The sequence below is a fragment of the Streptomyces sp. NPDC102462 genome (assembly GCF_044765425.1).
Taxonomy (GTDB): Bacteria; Actinomycetota; Actinomycetes; order Streptomycetales; family Streptomycetaceae; genus Streptomyces.
Genome location: NZ_JBIWKB010000107.1, coordinates 1 through 14,652, shown reverse-complemented (window position 1 = coordinate 14,652; position 14,652 = coordinate 1). Strand labels below are relative to the sequence as shown.

The following is a 14,652-nucleotide window of genomic DNA, read 5'->3' as shown; positions in this document are numbered from 1 at the left end:
TCCAGCGGCTCACCCATGACAGCCATACCCCGGGCCCCTGGGCCTCACCGATCTTACGAATGACCAGTTCAGACCCACATCAATAGATAGGACAGTCCATGACCGCCACCGCACCCAAGGCCCCGACCGCACCAGGGGTGCGGTCCTGGTGGGGAATCCCGTACGCCACCGCCGAGCGATACCGGCGGCCCGTGCTCGCGGACTTCGATCCGGACCGCTCCTACGACCGCAAGGGCGTCGTCTCCGTCCAGCCCGACAGCGGTGACTGGCTGGAAGCGGACAGCGGGATGGGCGAGGACTGCCTCAACCTGAACGTGTGGGCCCCCGAGCAGCCGACCGGCAAGGCACTGCCGGTGGCCGTGTACATCCACGGCGGCGGATTCGAGTACGGCGCGAACACGCAGATCACCTCGAACACTTCGGGTCTCGCCGCGTCAGGGCGTGTGGTGGGCGTGTCGATCAACTACCGGCTCGGCGCCCTGGGCGCGGTCTCGCTGTCGCAGTACGGCGGCGCTCTCGCCGAGGCCAGCAACCTCTGTCTGCAGGACGTCATCGCCGCGCTGACCTGGATAAAGCAGAACATCGCCTACTTCGGCGGCGACCCCGACAACGTCACCGTCTACGGCCACAGCGCCGGCGCCTTTTCCGCCTTCGGGCTGCTCGGTGCTTCCGCCGCCGACGGCCTGTACCGGCGTCTGGCCGGGTTCTCCGCCGGGCCGTCCCGCCTCCAGCCAGCCTGGTGGGCGGAGGAGTTGGCGCACCGGTTCGTCACCGAACTCGGCGTCGCGGACAACCCCGAGAAGCTGCTTGGCCTGGACACGGCTTCCCTGGTGGCCGCCCTGCACAAGGTGACCCCGACGGACCTCGGGGCCCGTGGCGGGAGGGACGGCAAGAGCCTCGGCGTGGTCCTGGACACCGGGCAACCCGGCGCGGTGCTGCACGCCCACCCCATGGACGTGCTCGCCTCGGGAACACACCGTGACGTCGACGTCCTGCTGAGCGTGGCCAGCGACGACATGGGCTGGTGGGTGGCGAACGATCTCGACCGGTTCGACCCGCACACCGTCGCGCGCGTCGTCGATGAATGCGCGGGGTGGCGCTTTCCCCGCTCCCGTGCCCAGCGGATCGTCGACGCCTACGACCAGGGCGGCCGCACTCCGGCCGAGGTCCGTGCCGCGCTCCTGACGGACTACACCTTCGCTCTGCCCGCGGCCCGCGGTGCCCTGGCCCACGCCGCTGCGGGCGGCAACGCCCATCTCCTGGTGATCGGGCCCGCCGAGGGCGCACCTGCCGTGCACGGCACCGAGATGTACGCCCTGGTCGGTCAGGAGCAGCCGGGCCGCAGCGTCGAACAGGCCGAGCGTGACACGCGTATCCGCGACATCGTGCTCGACTTCGCCGCAGGCGAGCGGACCAGGCTGTGGCCCGCCGTCACCGACCGGCCCACCTCGGGAAGCGTCGGCAACCCGCCCTTCGAGGCCACCGCCCACTACCAGGCGGCCGTCGACCTGTTCGAGGACATCGACCGCCCCTGACCGTCACCGGACGAGACCGACGCGATCAGCCGGTACCTCCGCCAGGAGCCCCACCCGGCTCCACCGTCACCCTTGGGTCGAACACGACAAAGAAGACAAGGAGTTGGACATGAGCCGCCCCGCAGCAGCCGGAAGCGCCGCACCGACGACGATGCGGGCCATCGTCGTCACCCGGCCCGGCGGCCTCGACGCTCTGGAGATCAAGGATGTGCCCGTACCCCTGCGCAAGCCCGGCTGGGTGCGCATCAAGGTGAGGGCGTTCGGCGTCAACGAGTCCGAGGTCACCACCCGCAGGGGCGAGTCGGACGCGGAGGTCACCTACCCGCGCATCCCTGGGATCGAGGGCGTCGGTGTGGTCGATGAGGCCGATGCGGACAGCGGGCTGCGCCCGGGCCAGCAGGTCGCGACCATGATGGGCGGCATGGGCCGCTCCTACGACGGCGCCTACGCCCAGTACGTGACCGTCCCCGCCGGGCAGGTCATCCCGTTCGAGACGAGCCTGCCGTGGGACGTGGTCGGCGCCCTGCCGGAGATGTTCCAGACCGCGTACGGCTCGCTGACCCGCGGTCTGGACCTGAAGGCCGGGCAGACGCTGCTGATCCGCGGCGGCACCTCCACGGTGGGGCTGAGTGCGGCGACGATGGCCAGGGAGATCGGCGCCACCGTCATTTCCACCACTCGGCACGCCGAGCGGGCCGACGAACTGCGGGCGATGGGCGTCGACCATCCGGTCGTGGACGACGGGCACCTCGCCGAGGAGGTCCGGGCCCTCGTGCCAGAGGGCGTGGACGCCGCGCTGGAGCTGGTGGGCTGCACGGTCCTGCCGGACACCTTCCGTTGTGTGCGGGTACACGGCACCGTCTGCTTCACCGGCGCCCTGGCCGGCGGGTGGGCCATCCCCGACTTCACCCCGTTCGTGATCCCCAACGGGGTGCGGCTGACCAGCTACGCGGGCGCGGCCACCGACCTGCCCGCCCGGGTGTTCCAGCAGCAGCTCCAGGCCATCGCCGACGGCCGGCTCAAGGCCCCGGTCGCGAAGATCTACCGAGGTCTGGAGCAGGTGCGGGACGCCCAGGCCGACGTCGAGTCCGGGACGATGCCGGGCAAGCACGTCGTGCTGCTCGACGACTGAGACATCCACATCCTGATCCGCGCCGGTCAGATCCAGTCGGCCGCGGCAAGCTGGTCGCGCGCCGGAGTTGCCGGCGCGGGCAAGTCCTCGCCGCCCTCGACGCGCTGTACCCCGAAGGCTCCACCTGGAGACGCTGCCCACCTACACCCGGCGCCGGCCGGCCCAGGCCGCGCGGGCGGCCATGAACAGCGTCGAACACCTTCAGGGCCGCAATCGCGCTGCGCCGGCGACCCGGCATCCATGGTGTGCGTACTTCGGTCGGATCGTGACAGCCCGCCACCGGCAAGAGGACTTGGACGGGGGCCTGCGGTCGCCGCCTTCCGCTCACGGGGCGGTGGTGGCCTCGCGGACCGCGAACGCGGCCGGAGTGAGACCGGTGCGGTCGCGGAAGAAGCGGCCGAAGTTCGCGGGGTCGGTGAAGCCGAGGTGCGCGGCCACATCCCGGGCGGCCCACCGGGCGCCTCCCAGCAGGCGCCGGGCTTCGAGCAGCCGCCGCTCGTCGATGAGCTCCCGCACCCCTTTGCCGGTGGCGTCCCGGGCGGCGCGGCTGAGGGTGCGGACCGAGCAGCCGAGCAACTCGGCGTAGTCCGCGGCCCGGTGCAGTTCACGGAAGTGCAGCTCCAGGGCGTCCACGAACCGTCCGTACGTGTCACCACGACCCGTGCCGGCCCTCGTGTCGGCGGGGGCGATGCCGGGGGAATCGGCAAGGCGCAGCAGCAGCGATTCGAGCAGGCTGCGCCGCAGGGCGTGATGGACTTCGAGGGGGCGGCGCCCAAGTGCGCGGTGTTCGTCCAGGAGCTGGAGTGCCGTCTGCCGGAGCCAGACGGCGTCGTCGGGGCGCGGACTCAGCACGGCAGGAGCCTGGTGCGAGGTGAGCGGGGCCAGGAGGCGGGCGGTGCCGGCGGTCAGCACGCCCGGCTCGAACAGGATGAACGGGCCGCGGGCGGAGCCGGGCGGATGCCAGCACTGTGCGTGTCCGGGACGCACCCACAGCCACTGGCCGGGGACGATGGTCCGCGTGACGTGGTCGACGTCGTGCCGCAACTCACCCTCGGTGACCAGGATCAGGTAGTGGAAGGTGGCGCGACCAGGGCGGGGCGGGTTCCACGGCCAGTCGTCGTGCTGGGCGAAGAAGCCCTCGACGGTACTGACCTCAAGGCCGTACGGAGTGCCGACCGGGGGCTGGAAACCGTACAGCGGAACCGCGGCCGATCCGGCCTGTCCGCTCGGGCTGGGGTGTCGCTTGTCGACCATCACGTGTCCGCAGCCTACTCACCTCTTTGCCGGCTTCGAGGGAAGGATGGGACGTGCCGCCGCGCGACCGCGCGGCGGGCTCTCCGCGTCCTTCGATGCCGCAATCCGATACCACCCGAGGAGGCACACCGCCCATGGACGGACCGACCCTGCAGAAGACCGCCGCCGACTGCGCGGAAGAACTTCCCGGAGCCCGGCTGGAGCACCCCTTCGGCCCCGACTGGGAGGTCTTCAAAGTACGTGGCAAGGTGTTCATGCTGATGACCGAGGTCCCCGGCCGACCTGTCGTGATCCTCAAGGCGGACCCCGGCGAGGCCCTCGCCCTGCGGGAACACAACAGCCACATCACTCCCGGCTATCACATGAACAAGAAGCACTGGATCACGCTGGAGGGCGGGGAAGGCGTCGGCAAGGAACTCGTCGGGGAACTCGTCACCGACTCCTACCTGCTCGTCGTCGCTCACCTGCCCAAGGCTGAGCAGCCCGTCGACCCGCACGCCTACGGCAACGGCACGCGGGCGGCCCAGTGAGCGCGGCCGGCGACCGGCTCCAGGACACCGCCCGCCAGGCGGCCCTGGCCCTCCCCGACGTCAGCCATGGCCGCCCCTTCACCCCTTCACTCGACGTGTACAAGGTCGCGGGCAAGGTGTTCCTGATCGTCACCGACGACCCGGACGAGCAGATCATCACGGTCAAGTGCGAACCCGAACACGCCCGCGCGCAAGAACGCGGCTACGCCTCGATCACACCGGGCCGCTATCTCGACAAACGGCATTGGATCTCGCTGGGGCCAGGCCCCGGCATCACCAAGCAACTGGTCACCGATGCAGTCGAGAATTCCTACGACCTGGTCACCGAGCGGCTGCCGCGACGCGACCACCCCGGTGCTCGATGAGCGCCGCGAGCTTCCCCGCGAGCGGCTGAGCCGTCGGTCGTCGGTGTCCCGTGCAGGGCTCGCCACGCCCGCACACGTCCGCCTCCGACCCGAGAGACCGATGGAACCGACTCTCGTCGAAGAGTGGCAACATCGCTTCGGTCGGCTCCTGCGCCCCACACAGCTGGAAGATGTGGTCGGACAGGACCACCTCCTGGCCCCGGACGCCCCCCTGGGCCGCATGGTCGCCCAGCAGCGCAGGTCATCGCCGCCGCACGCAGCCGGCGCGGCATCGGCCAGGGCACCCTGCTGTTCGTCGACGAGATCCACCGCTTCAACCGTGCCCAGCAGGACAGCTTCCTTCCCTACGTCGAGGACGGCACCATCACCCTGATCGGCGCCACCACGGAGAACCCGAGCTTCGAACTCAACGGCGCCCTCCTCTCCCGCACCCAGGTCCTCGTCCTCAAACGCCTCGACGAAGCCGCGCTGTCCATGCCTGGTCCGCTTCGCGAACGAAGACATCGGCATCGCGGACCCGCACGCGATCCAGCAGGCGTTCGCCGCCTGGGACGTGTACGAGCGACTCGGCTCACCCGAGGGCGAGTTGGCGATCGCCCAGCCGTCGTCCACCTCGCCACCGCCCCCAAGTCCATCGCCGTCTACCGCGGCTTCAACGCCGCACACCGTGCTGCCCGCCGCACCGGCTCGCTCATGCCGCCCGCCCACATCCTCAACGCCCCAACCGGCTGATGAAGGACCTCGGCTACGGCAAGGGCTACCAGTACGACCCCGACACCGCCGACGAGGCCAACAGCAACTGAGGCCGCGCGTCAGGGTCCACCGCCACGTTGCGCGCCAACGTACGTTGGACATGGACAGCGGACAGCTTCAAATCCTGTCCGTACCTTCATCTCGTAGGCCCTCGGTCCCGTCGGAAGCTGAGTCACCGGGCGAGCCAGGGCCACGTCTACGGGCCACTCCACAGCATCAGCCTGCGCCCCAGAGACACCGGCCGCCTGCCGGCGACTCCCGCGCTGCCGGCAGGCGGTCCGGGCGGCGTGGCTGATGCGGTACAGCCGGGACTGTCAAACGAGCGGCGTAACTTGGATAGTTGAGGTTACTGGCGGGCGACTGAGAGGCGGCCGTCGAAAGTGCGGCGGCGTCCGGCCAGCGGTCGGCCGCCCAAGCTGGACGACGCCCAAGTCGATTTCGTTCGGGCCGCGTTGGAAGCGCCTGAGCCCCGCAGGCTCGGCGCCGGGCCCGGCCAACTGTGGCCGCGTCAGCGGCAGAACAGTGACTGATTGTTACCGCACCACAGAAGTTGAGCCATAACCCGTCGGGCCCGCCGCCACTCGCGAGTTTCGGTGCCACGATGGGGAATGCGGCACTCTTCGCCCGGATGCCGGCTCGCGGCGTGCGTGTTGGTAGGTCTTCGATCAGCGGTCGATGGCGGCCATGTTGTCCGCGTCGTAGCGCTCGCCGGAGGCCGGGGGCAGGTCGTTCAGGCGGGCGACGTGGCCGGCGGTGAGCTCGATGTGGTCGGCGGCGGCGTTCTCCTCCAGCCGGGCGACTCGCTTGGTGCCGGGGATGGGCGCGATGTCGTCACCCTGGGCGAGCAGCCAGGCCAAGGCGACCTGTGCGGGTGTGGTGTCGATCTCGGCGGCTACGGCCCGGACCTCGTCGACGATTCGCAGGTTGCGTTCCAGGTTGCCGTCGGCGAAGCGTTGGTTGGTGCGGCGCCAGTCGTCGGCGTCAAGATCGTTCAGGGAGCGGATGTTGCCGGTCAGGAAGCCGCGGCCAAGCGGGGAGTACGGCACGAAGCCGATACCCAGTTCGCGCAGGACGGGCAAGATCTCGGCCTCCGGGTCGCGGGTCCACAGCGAGTATTCGGACTGGACCGCGGTGACCGGATGCACGGCGTGAGCGCGGCGGATCGTGGCGGGGCCGGCCTCCGACAGGCCGATGTGGTGGATCTTGCCTTCGGCCACCAGTTCGGCCAGCGCGCCAACGGTCTCTTCGATGGGTGTGCCGGGGTCCACCCGGTGCTGGTAGTAGAGGTCGATGTGGTCGGTACCCAGGCGCTTCAGTGAACCCTCCACGGACAGGCGGATGTTGGCCGGGGTGCTGTCCGGAGCCGAGCCACCGGTGTGGGAGATCAGTCCGAACTTGGTCGCCAGCACGACCTCGTCTCGGTGCCCCTGCACGGCCCGGCCGACCAGTTCCTCGTTGATGAAGGGGCCGTAACCCTCAGCGGTGTCGATATGGGTGACCCCGAGGTCCAGAGCGCGGTGGATCGTGCGGATCGACTCGTCGTCGAACTGGCCGGCGCCGGTGTAGAACGCCGACATTCCCATGGCTCCGAGACCGATGCGCGAGACCTTGAGGCTGCCGAGCGAAGCGGTTTTCATGGCGCGGACTTCCCTTCCCATCAATTAAGTACCGATCGGTGCAGAACCCTAACACATCAAGACCGACCGGTACTGAACTGTATTCGCCACCTGGGTTGGAGCAGTTGTTCCGCAAGGCCCTCCAGTGCTACGGCGCGGGGCCGGCCGCCTATGCCATGCGCGCCCTGGAGGAGCCCACCGCACGGGCTGTGGCCTTGGCGTTCCTCCGCGGAGCGGTCTGCACCACGACCCCTCCCGGCGGCCCCTCCGGTGTCTGACCGTGCAGGGTGCGCCGGCGTCGAGCCACGAGAGCCGGGCCGTCCACGACCTGCTTGTCGACTGGCGCAACGACGCGGGGGTCCGCCTTGAAAAGCGCTTCCGGCGTGCCGTCAACGAGGGTGATCTTCCGCGCAACGCCGGCCCTCGGCGTCTTGCCCGGTTCATCATGACGATGAGTTTCGGCATCGCGGTGCAGGCCGCCAACGGCCTCGGTCCTGCCGAGCTCGCACATGACGGCCCTGCACGACGCCGAGACCCTGAGGCGGCAGCTCGGTGCCTGACCTCCGTAAGCCGATCGGCGTCGGCATCGTCGGCCTGAGCGCCACGGGAGGCTGGGCGGCCGGGGCTCACCTGCCCGCGCTGAGAGCCGTCGACGGGATCGAGCTTCGCGCGCTGGCGGCGAGCTCCGAAGCCTCGGCCCAGGCCGCGGGAGCGGCGTATGGCGTACCCGCGTACACGTCGGTCGAGCAGCTCGCCGGCGACGAGAACGTCGACCTCGTCGTTGTCGCCGTCAAAGTGCCTCGGCATCGCGAACTCGTGTTGCCCGTGCTGAAGGCGGGGGTGCCGGTGCTCTCCGAGTGGCCGCTCGCCGTCGACCTGCGCGAGGCCGAGGAGATGGAGTGTGCCGCCGGGACGACGCGCACCTTCGTCGGTCTTCAGGGACGCTCCTCGCCTGCCTTCCGCTGGCTGGCCGGCCTCGTGGCCGAAGGGCTCGTGGGGGAAGTGCTCTCCGCCACCGTCGTGGCGTCTTCGACCGAATGGGGCACTCCGGTGTCTCCGAACATGGTCTACACGCTCGACCGCAAGCTCGGGGCCACGATGCTGACCATCGCGTTCGGACACGCGATCGACCTGGTGTCGATGGTCGTCGGCGAGCTTCAGGAAGTGGTCGCTACGACCGCGACCCGGCGCCGCCAGGTTCCCCTCGGGCGCACCGGGCAGGTCGTTCCGATGACCGCCGAGGACCAGATCGCGATCTCGGGCACCGTGGCGGGCGGGGCGATCCTGTCCGTCCACCACCGTGGAGGCGCGGCATCGGATGCAGAGTTCTCTCTGATCATCGACGGCACAGAGGGGAGACTCGAGATCACCGCCGCCGAGTTCCCGCACATCGGTCCGGTCACAGTGCGTGGCACACGCGGCGGCGGTCGGCCTACGAAGGTCACGCTGCCCGACGGCTACGACGACTATCCCGCCCTGGCCGGAACAGTGATCCACACGCTGGTGCACGCCTACGCCGCGATTCGGGACGACCTCGTCCACGGAACGTCTGTCGCCCCGGACTTCACCCACGCCGTCAAGCGCCACCGGCTCCTTGACGCGATCGTACGGTCCGCCGCCACAGGCCAACGAAAAGCCCTCCACCCTCCCTGTGCGCAGTAGTTGATGGTGCGTGGGACCTGGGGCTACCAGGCGAATCCGGCGGACTTGTCGGAGACCAGGCCGGCGCTGGCGTTGATGGTCTCGGGGAGGAGATCGCGGCGGCCGGTGAAGCGTTGCAGGACGCGCCACCATTGCAGTTCCACGATGGGTGTGCTCGACCGGAATCCGTTGCGAGCACTGGCGTTTGCGGTTGTGTTCCCACTGAGAACCGACTGATCAGCCGCGAACGCGTGGCGAACGAGCACGGCTTCGCCGACCTGAAGAACTGGCGGGTCCTCACCAACGCCCGCATGAGGGCCAGCCACGCACCACACTCCTGCGCGCCCTGCTCGTGCTGACGAACGCGGAAGTCAGCCGCTGACGGACGATCACCGGCCAGTGATCACGTCCTTCACCTGCACGAGCAGCCCACCCACGACCCACGCCAGCCCCGCGACGGCCGGAGACCGCGGGGCAGCCGCCGCGGTCACCGGGGGCCGACGTCGGCCATCGCGCTTCGCTTCCTCAAGGCGAGCGCGCTGTGACTCGGGCCGTCCCGTCGGCTGTGACCCCGCGGCCGCACCTGCCCGCACCGCGCCGCTCGGGGGACACCGCGCCCCCGAGGAGGTGGCGGCACGGGCCGCAGGCAGAGGGCGCTCAAGCGCAGCGCCCCGGACCCTGTGGGGCTGCGCGCCCGTGCCGCCGCACGGGTGTCAGGTGGCCCGTGTCACTGCGGCGTGCAGTTCGCGTACGCCGCTGGTGCGCGGGTGCCGCTCGGCGAGCTCGGTGACGATCCGGCGGATCGCGGGCCGGTCGTGGACCTCGCCGGGGCTGGCCCGGTAGGCGTCCAGCAGTGCGCGGGCGGTCTGCTCGGGCCGCTGCCAGGCCCACCAGGCGCGCGCCATGTCGGTGCCCAGGCGGGCCTTGCGCTCAGCGGTCGGGAACTGCTCGGGCCGCAGGTTCCTTCCTGCGTCGAGTGCGGCGCCGGCGTCGCCGAGTGCCCAGTGCACGCCGACCGCGTACAGGTCGACGGCGGCCGGGCTGATGGCGAACAGCCTGCCGGGTGGAACGACCTGGGGCAGGCGGCGGGCGGCGCGGCGGGCCTCCTCGGCCATCGCCAGGGCCTCGGTGCGCTGCCCGGCCCGGGCGGCGGTGTAGGCCAGGGTGCAGAGCATCTGTGCGTAGGCGGCGGACGTGGCGTCGGTGCGCAGCCCGCTCGCCTCAAGGTCGTCGGTCGCCGAGGACATGAGGCGCTGAGCGGCGCTGTGCTGGTCCTGGTGGCGCAGCACGATGGCCAGTCCCGTGTCGCGGCCGCGGCTGCGAGCGGGGAGCCGGAGATCTCGGCCCAGGTGCGGGCGCGGTCTGCGGTGAGCCGGGCGCGGTCGTAGGAGCCGAGCTTGATGAGCACGGCGGAGGCGAGGCTGTACACGGCGGACAGCCTCGCCTGGTCGAGACTGCGGCGGGAGGCGGCGCCGTGATGCGCGTCGGCGATGAGGTCGGGCAGCGCGGCCAGGAGCCGTGCGTGCGCGCCCCGGTCGAACAGTGCGCGGGCATCCGCCAGACGACCGTCCAGCGGCCCGGCACCGGGCGGGACGGGGGTGCCGGCCAGAGCGTCGTCCAGGCCCGACAGCAGGGCGGCGGGGCCTGCGGCCGCCGTGGCGGCAAGCAGCGTACGGCGGCGCATGGGGTCCTCCTCGGCGTCACGCTGACTGGCCGTCACTCTAGTGGCTGCTGTTGCCGTAGCGGGCGGTGGCGCGAGGGATGTCATGAGGACGTGTCCGGGCACGCCGACCTCCCGAGCGGCACGGTGCACCAGGTCCAGGTCGGCGATCCGGATGCGGCGCTCCAGACGGGAGACGGTCGCGGGCGAGCAGCCGATCCGGTCCGCGAGCACGGCCAGCGTCCAGGAGTGGTGCCGGCGTCCGATCCGGATGAGCGCGCCGGGGCGCCGCTGCGCGGCCAACTGCAGTGCTGTCGTGCTGTTCCAGAGCGGGTCAACGGGCACGCGTCCCTCCCACACCGCACAGAAAGGGGGCCTCCACGCTACGGGTGCCGGCCCGCTGCGTCGAGGCCGCTTGCACGACATGCAAGCGCCTTGCACAGAGCGAGGGTTGATCACCGCCCGGCCGCTCGGCGCGGTGTGCTGGGCGCCACCGCCCCGCGCCGCGGGGCACCGTCCATCGGAGGCACACCATGGCAACCACCGCCGCTGTTGCATCCCCTCCGGCCGCCTACCCGACGACCGGCCCGGTCCGCTGCGCACGCGACGTCGTACCGGCCGACCTGTGGGACAAGCAGGTCGGGCTCCTCATGCGGGACTACCCCTACGACTCGGTCATGGCCGCCCGGGTCCTCGGCCAGGGCTACGCCTACCTGCTGACCGCGATGAACCATCGGGGCGAGGGCCTGGGGCTGGCGCCCAGCAGGTTCGTCGACATCGGCGTCCACACGGTCATCCTGGACACCGTCGCGTACGCCGAGCTGTGCGAGCAGTTCAACGACGGACAGTTCCTGCACCACGTGCCCAAGGCGGACATGAAGAACGACGGCTCCGTTGTGAAGACGGCCCACATCGTCGCCGCCGACGGCTGGGAAGTCGACCTGCCGCTGTGGACGGACGCCGCCGACTGCGGCCCGTGCCACCCCGGCAACGACTCACACTGACCGCCCAGCAACGGCGAGTTCCTCGGGCCCCGGCCGCACAGCTGGGGCCCGAGGGCAGGCCCGGGTGATATTTCGGCGAACCGGCCCGCGGCCCATTCAAGGCCGCCAGGATGGGCCGGGTGACCACCAGCACCGCAGACCTCTGGCACCACTACGGCCGCGCCCGCGCCACCCGTGACCGCACCGTTCCTGACACCTTCTACTGGAGTTGGGGCCAGGACGCCGGGCCCGGCCCCGAGGTCCTCGGCGACCTGACCGGCCTCCGGGTGGGCGACCTCGGCGCCGGCGCAGCCCGGCACGCAGCACACCTGGCGGTCCATCACCAGCCCGCCCAGGTCACCGCCATCGACGCCTCGCCCGCCCAGCACGCCATGGCAACCGACCTCTACGCCCACCTCGTCTCTCGCCTGCGCATCGTGCAGTGCGACGCGGTGTCCCACCTGCGGGCGATGCCCGGCACGTACGACGTGCTGTACAGCGTCTTCGGCGCCCTGGACTTCACCGACCCGCGCGAGTTGCTGCCCGCTGCTGCCGCCGCGCTCAAGCCGGGCGGGCGCCTGGTGTTCGCAACCCTCGCCCACTACCTGAACGGGGCGCCCGCCCAGTCCGATGCCGTGGCCGCCGACATCCCGGCAATGACGCCGGACGGCGAAGCCACCACGATGCGCCGCTGGGTCATCCAGGAACATGTGTGGGGCAAGCTGCTGGACGAGGCCGGATTCACCAACATCACAGTCGACGTGCTGCCTGCCGCCACCGGCGGGCCACGCACCGCCGACACACTGCTGGTGAGCGCGCACCACCCGTCCTGGAGCAGGGCCCCGCTCCGCCCAGGGACCTGGAGCTGAAGGAGAAGAACGGCTACCGCTTCGAGCAGCGGACTGAGGCGGTTGTCGCAGCTCAGGGCGCGATCAGGCCCTGACGGTGCTGGACCTGCCCAAGAGACAACGCGAGGCCCAGCCCTGGCTCCAGATGATCGCCTTGACCGACTTCGCCACCGAACTCGACGCACTCATCCAGAGCATCACCACGGACGACACGAAGAAAGGCGCGAAGTCGGCGTGAACGACGAGACACGGCTGCGCATCCGGCACACGTTCGGCCGGCTCTCGGCGGGCGGCCGAGAGCCCACCGAGATCGCCCGCTCGCTGATGGAGGTGTTCGAGCGGCTGATGCACGGGCTGCCCGAGGTCACCGACGGCAAGATCACGATCGTCAATCTGTGCACCGAGGCCGGAGTCTCGCGCGTCTCCTACTACCGCTCGCCGGTGGCACAGGCGGTGAAGGAAATCCTGGAAGTGCCGCAGACCCGCCGTCCGGAACCGGAGGAACTGCGGGCGGAGGGGTCCCGGCTGAAGAAGGCCGAGCGTGGTTTTCTACGTGGGGGCTGACATCACTTGTTGCTCAGAGCGGGGAACGCCCGGTTTCGCTGAAGGGCGATGTCTCTGAGTTCTCGCGTACAAAACCAAACGTGGCCTCCGGGTGCTCGGGCGCCGCGGAGCGGCGCACAACGCTGCGGTGCCCGTCGGCCCCATCACGACGTCGGCGGTATGGGTGTCGCCGCTGTCGGTGGTGACCCAGGCGCGCTCGTCGTCCTGGCCGGCGCTTCGTGCCCGTGTCTCATGGCGGACGGTGATGTGCGCCTCCGAATCCACCGCCGAGCGCAGCCGCTCGTGCAGGGAAGCCCAGCTGACGGGATCGGAGGCGTGCCCCGCCGGTTGTCCACTGCCCGTGATGTGCCGCAAAAGTCGATCGCTGACTCCGCCGATGGCGGCCCGATGCGGGGGAAAGCCGCCACGCGTTCCAGCAGTGTGACGTGGATGCCGGCTCGCGCCGGGGCCAAGCCGGTCATCAGGCCAGCGAGTGACGCGCTCACGACGACGGCGCGGCCCTGCCGCTCGGGCCCGCGGGCGACCGAGTCTCCTGCTCGCGACTTCGTGCTCATGGTGCTACCCCCTTATACGGCGCTCTGCGCGCACTGGGCGAGCTGACGCTCGTCGACCAGACCGGATTGGGATTGGCCCGGGGTCTGGTGCGGTCGGTGTGCCGGCCCAGGGCAGTCGACGAGCGCATCACCTGCGACCCGGCCGTGGGAGTCCGTGCTGTGACGGGTACTGACACAGACCCCCAGAGCCCGCGCCGCCTACCTAGGCTGACTGCATGGACCATCGGGCTGAAGTGAGCGCATTCCTCAAGTCCCGCCGCGCCAAGATCACCCCTCAGCAGGCGGGTCTGCCGGTGTACGGGCACCGGCGGGTGCCCGGGCTGCGCCGGGGCGAGGTCGCGATGCTCGCCGGGGTGAGCGTGGAGTACTACACGCGCCTGGAGCGCGGCGATCTCAGCGGGGTCTCCGAGAGTGTCCTGGACGCCCTCGCCCAGGCCCTGCGCCTGGACGACACCGAACGCGACCACCTGTACGCCCTGGCCCGTGCGGCGAGCGCCACCCCGGCCCGGGTCCGGCGCCGTCCGAAGAAGGCCACCGTGCGGCCGAGCGTGCTACGCATCATCGAGGGCCTGCACGACCAGCCGGCGTACGTGCGCAACAACCGCATGGACATCCTGGCCGCCAACCCGCCCGCCCGCGCTCTGCTCAGTGAGGTGTTCGAGATGGAGCCGGCCAACACCTGCCGGTTCGTCTTCCTCAACCCCCGCGCCACCCGGACGTATCCCGAATGGGAACGCGTGGCCCGCGACGGCGTCGGGGTGCTGCGGGTCGAGGTCGCCAAGAACCCCTACGACCGTGAGCTGTCGAACCTGATCGGTGAGCTGTCCACCCGCAGCGACGCCTTCCGCAGGATGTGGGGCGCGCACGACGTGCACGTCTTCACCGAGGGAACCAAGCGGTTCCACCACCGGGCGGTGGGCGAGATGGAACTGGTCCACGAAAGTCTTGACCTGCCCGGTGAGCAGGGGCTCTCCATCACCGTCTACAGCGCCGAACCCGGCACTCCGGCCGCGGATGCCCTGACGCTCCTCGCCAGCTGGGCAGCGAGCCAGAACCAGGATGCGGCCGCCGCGCAGGCCGACCCCGAGCACTGACCCCAGCCGGCCCCTCCTCCGGACCTCTTTACCGGGTTCCTTGCAGAAAGCCCCGGCGTTCACGCCGGGGATGAATGCATCTCAAGACTGCTCTGACGTGCATCTTAGAGCGGACGTTTTTGC

At 70.5% G+C, this 14,652-nt stretch carries 12 protein-coding genes and 2 pseudogenes; 11 read left to right on the top strand and 3 right to left on the bottom strand.

What is annotated here, in order from left to right:
* The first annotated feature begins 98 nt into the window (after window positions 1-98).
* On the top strand, window positions 99-1,535 hold the full coding sequence (locus tag ACIRFL_RS42410) for a carboxylesterase family protein (protein ID WP_404040720.1): 1,437 nt from the start codon (window positions 99-101) through the stop codon (window positions 1,533-1,535).
* A 109-nt stretch (window positions 1,536-1,644) separates the two neighbouring features.
* Window positions 1,645-2,667, top strand: a complete 1,023-nt coding sequence (locus ACIRFL_RS42405) for an alcohol dehydrogenase catalytic domain-containing protein (RefSeq protein WP_404040718.1) — start codon at window positions 1,645-1,647, stop codon at window positions 2,665-2,667.
* A gap of 324 nt (window positions 2,668-2,991) precedes the next feature.
* On the opposite strand, the gene ACIRFL_RS42400 is transcribed toward ACIRFL_RS42405, so the two are convergent.
* A complete protein-coding gene (locus ACIRFL_RS42400; protein WP_404040715.1) occupies window positions 2,992-3,924 on the bottom strand; it encodes a helix-turn-helix domain-containing protein in 933 nt (310 codons plus the stop codon).
* 131 nt (window positions 3,925-4,055) lie between these two features.
* On the opposite strand from ACIRFL_RS42400, the gene ACIRFL_RS42395 reads away from it, so the two are divergent.
* The 3 genes and pseudogenes from ACIRFL_RS42395 to ACIRFL_RS42385 all read left to right on the top strand — a co-directional run bounded on the left by ACIRFL_RS42395 (window position 4,056) and on the right by ACIRFL_RS42385 (window position 5,548).
* A complete protein-coding gene (locus tag ACIRFL_RS42395; RefSeq protein WP_404040713.1) occupies window positions 4,056-4,451 on the top strand; it encodes an MmcQ/YjbR family DNA-binding protein in 396 nt (131 codons plus the stop codon).
* Entirely contained in the window at window positions 4,448-4,816 is a 369-nt protein-coding gene (locus ACIRFL_RS42390) for an MmcQ/YjbR family DNA-binding protein (protein ID WP_404040710.1), read from the top strand. The genes ACIRFL_RS42395 and ACIRFL_RS42390 overlap by 4 nt, the downstream gene beginning before the upstream one ends.
* Window positions 4,817-5,294: 478 nt before the next feature.
* Window positions 5,295-5,548: pseudogene (locus ACIRFL_RS42385) on the top strand (hypothetical protein).
* A gap of 686 nt (window positions 5,549-6,234) precedes the next feature.
* On the opposite strand, the gene ACIRFL_RS42380 reads toward ACIRFL_RS42385, so the two are convergent.
* Window positions 6,235-7,206, bottom strand: a complete 972-nt coding sequence (locus ACIRFL_RS42380) for an aldo/keto reductase (RefSeq protein WP_404040707.1) — start codon at window positions 7,204-7,206, stop codon at window positions 6,235-6,237.
* 531 nt (window positions 7,207-7,737) lie between these two features.
* On the opposite strand from ACIRFL_RS42380, the gene ACIRFL_RS42375 reads away from it, so the two are divergent.
* On the top strand, window positions 7,738-8,847 hold the full coding sequence (locus ACIRFL_RS42375) for a Gfo/Idh/MocA family protein (protein ID WP_404040705.1): 1,110 nt from the start codon (window positions 7,738-7,740) through the stop codon (window positions 8,845-8,847).
* A 692-nt stretch (window positions 8,848-9,539) separates the two neighbouring features.
* Here the strand turns inward: ACIRFL_RS42375 and ACIRFL_RS42370 are convergent.
* Window positions 9,540-10,831, bottom strand: a pseudogene (locus ACIRFL_RS42370) (helix-turn-helix domain-containing protein).
* A gap of 188 nt (window positions 10,832-11,019) precedes the next feature.
* Here ACIRFL_RS42370 and ACIRFL_RS42365 point away from each other — a divergent pair.
* The 5 genes from ACIRFL_RS42365 to ACIRFL_RS42345 all read left to right on the top strand — a co-directional run bounded on the left by ACIRFL_RS42365 (window position 11,020) and on the right by ACIRFL_RS42345 (window position 14,529).
* Window positions 11,020-11,490, top strand: coding sequence for a hypothetical protein (locus ACIRFL_RS42365; protein WP_404040702.1), 471 nt, complete (start codon window positions 11,020-11,022; stop codon window positions 11,488-11,490).
* Window positions 11,491-11,600: 110 nt separating this feature from the next.
* On the top strand, window positions 11,601-12,338 hold the full coding sequence (locus tag ACIRFL_RS42360) for a class I SAM-dependent methyltransferase (protein WP_404040699.1): 738 nt from the start codon (window positions 11,601-11,603) through the stop codon (window positions 12,336-12,338).
* 76 nt (window positions 12,339-12,414) lie between these two features.
* Entirely contained in the window at window positions 12,415-12,555 is a 141-nt protein-coding gene (locus ACIRFL_RS42355; RefSeq protein ID WP_404040696.1) for a hypothetical protein, read from the top strand.
* A complete protein-coding gene (locus ACIRFL_RS42350; RefSeq protein WP_404040693.1) occupies window positions 12,552-12,881 on the top strand; it encodes a hypothetical protein in 330 nt (109 codons plus the stop codon). The genes ACIRFL_RS42355 and ACIRFL_RS42350 overlap by 4 nt, the downstream gene beginning before the upstream one ends.
* A 769-nt stretch (window positions 12,882-13,650) precedes the next feature.
* Window positions 13,651-14,529 (top strand): helix-turn-helix transcriptional regulator, encoded by an 879-nt coding sequence (locus tag ACIRFL_RS42345; protein WP_404040690.1) that lies wholly within the window; start codon window positions 13,651-13,653, stop codon window positions 14,527-14,529.
* The last annotated feature ends 123 nt before the right edge of the window (window positions 14,530-14,652 follow it).

What these genes read in the sequence shown, in the direction of transcription:
- ACIRFL_RS42345 (WP_404040690.1), top strand. Translation starts at nt 13,651, where the DNA reads ATGGACCATCGGGCTGAAGTGAGCGCATTCCTCAAGTCCCGCCGCGCC.
- ACIRFL_RS42395 (WP_404040713.1), top strand. Translation starts at nt 4,056, where the DNA reads ATGGACGGACCGACCCTGCAGAAGACCGCCGCCGACTGCGCGGAAGAA.
- ACIRFL_RS42380 (WP_404040707.1), bottom strand. Translation starts at nt 7,206, where the DNA reads ATGAAAACCGCTTCGCTCGGCAGCCTCAAGGTCTCGCGCATCGGTCTC.
- ACIRFL_RS42365 (WP_404040702.1), top strand. Translation starts at nt 11,020, where the DNA reads ATGGCAACCACCGCCGCTGTTGCATCCCCTCCGGCCGCCTACCCGACG.
- ACIRFL_RS42410 (WP_404040720.1), top strand. Translation starts at nt 99, where the DNA reads ATGACCGCCACCGCACCCAAGGCCCCGACCGCACCAGGGGTGCGGTCC.
- ACIRFL_RS42360 (WP_404040699.1), top strand. Translation starts at nt 11,601, where the DNA reads ATGGGCCGGGTGACCACCAGCACCGCAGACCTCTGGCACCACTACGGC.
- ACIRFL_RS42405 (WP_404040718.1), top strand. Translation starts at nt 1,645, where the DNA reads ATGAGCCGCCCCGCAGCAGCCGGAAGCGCCGCACCGACGACGATGCGG.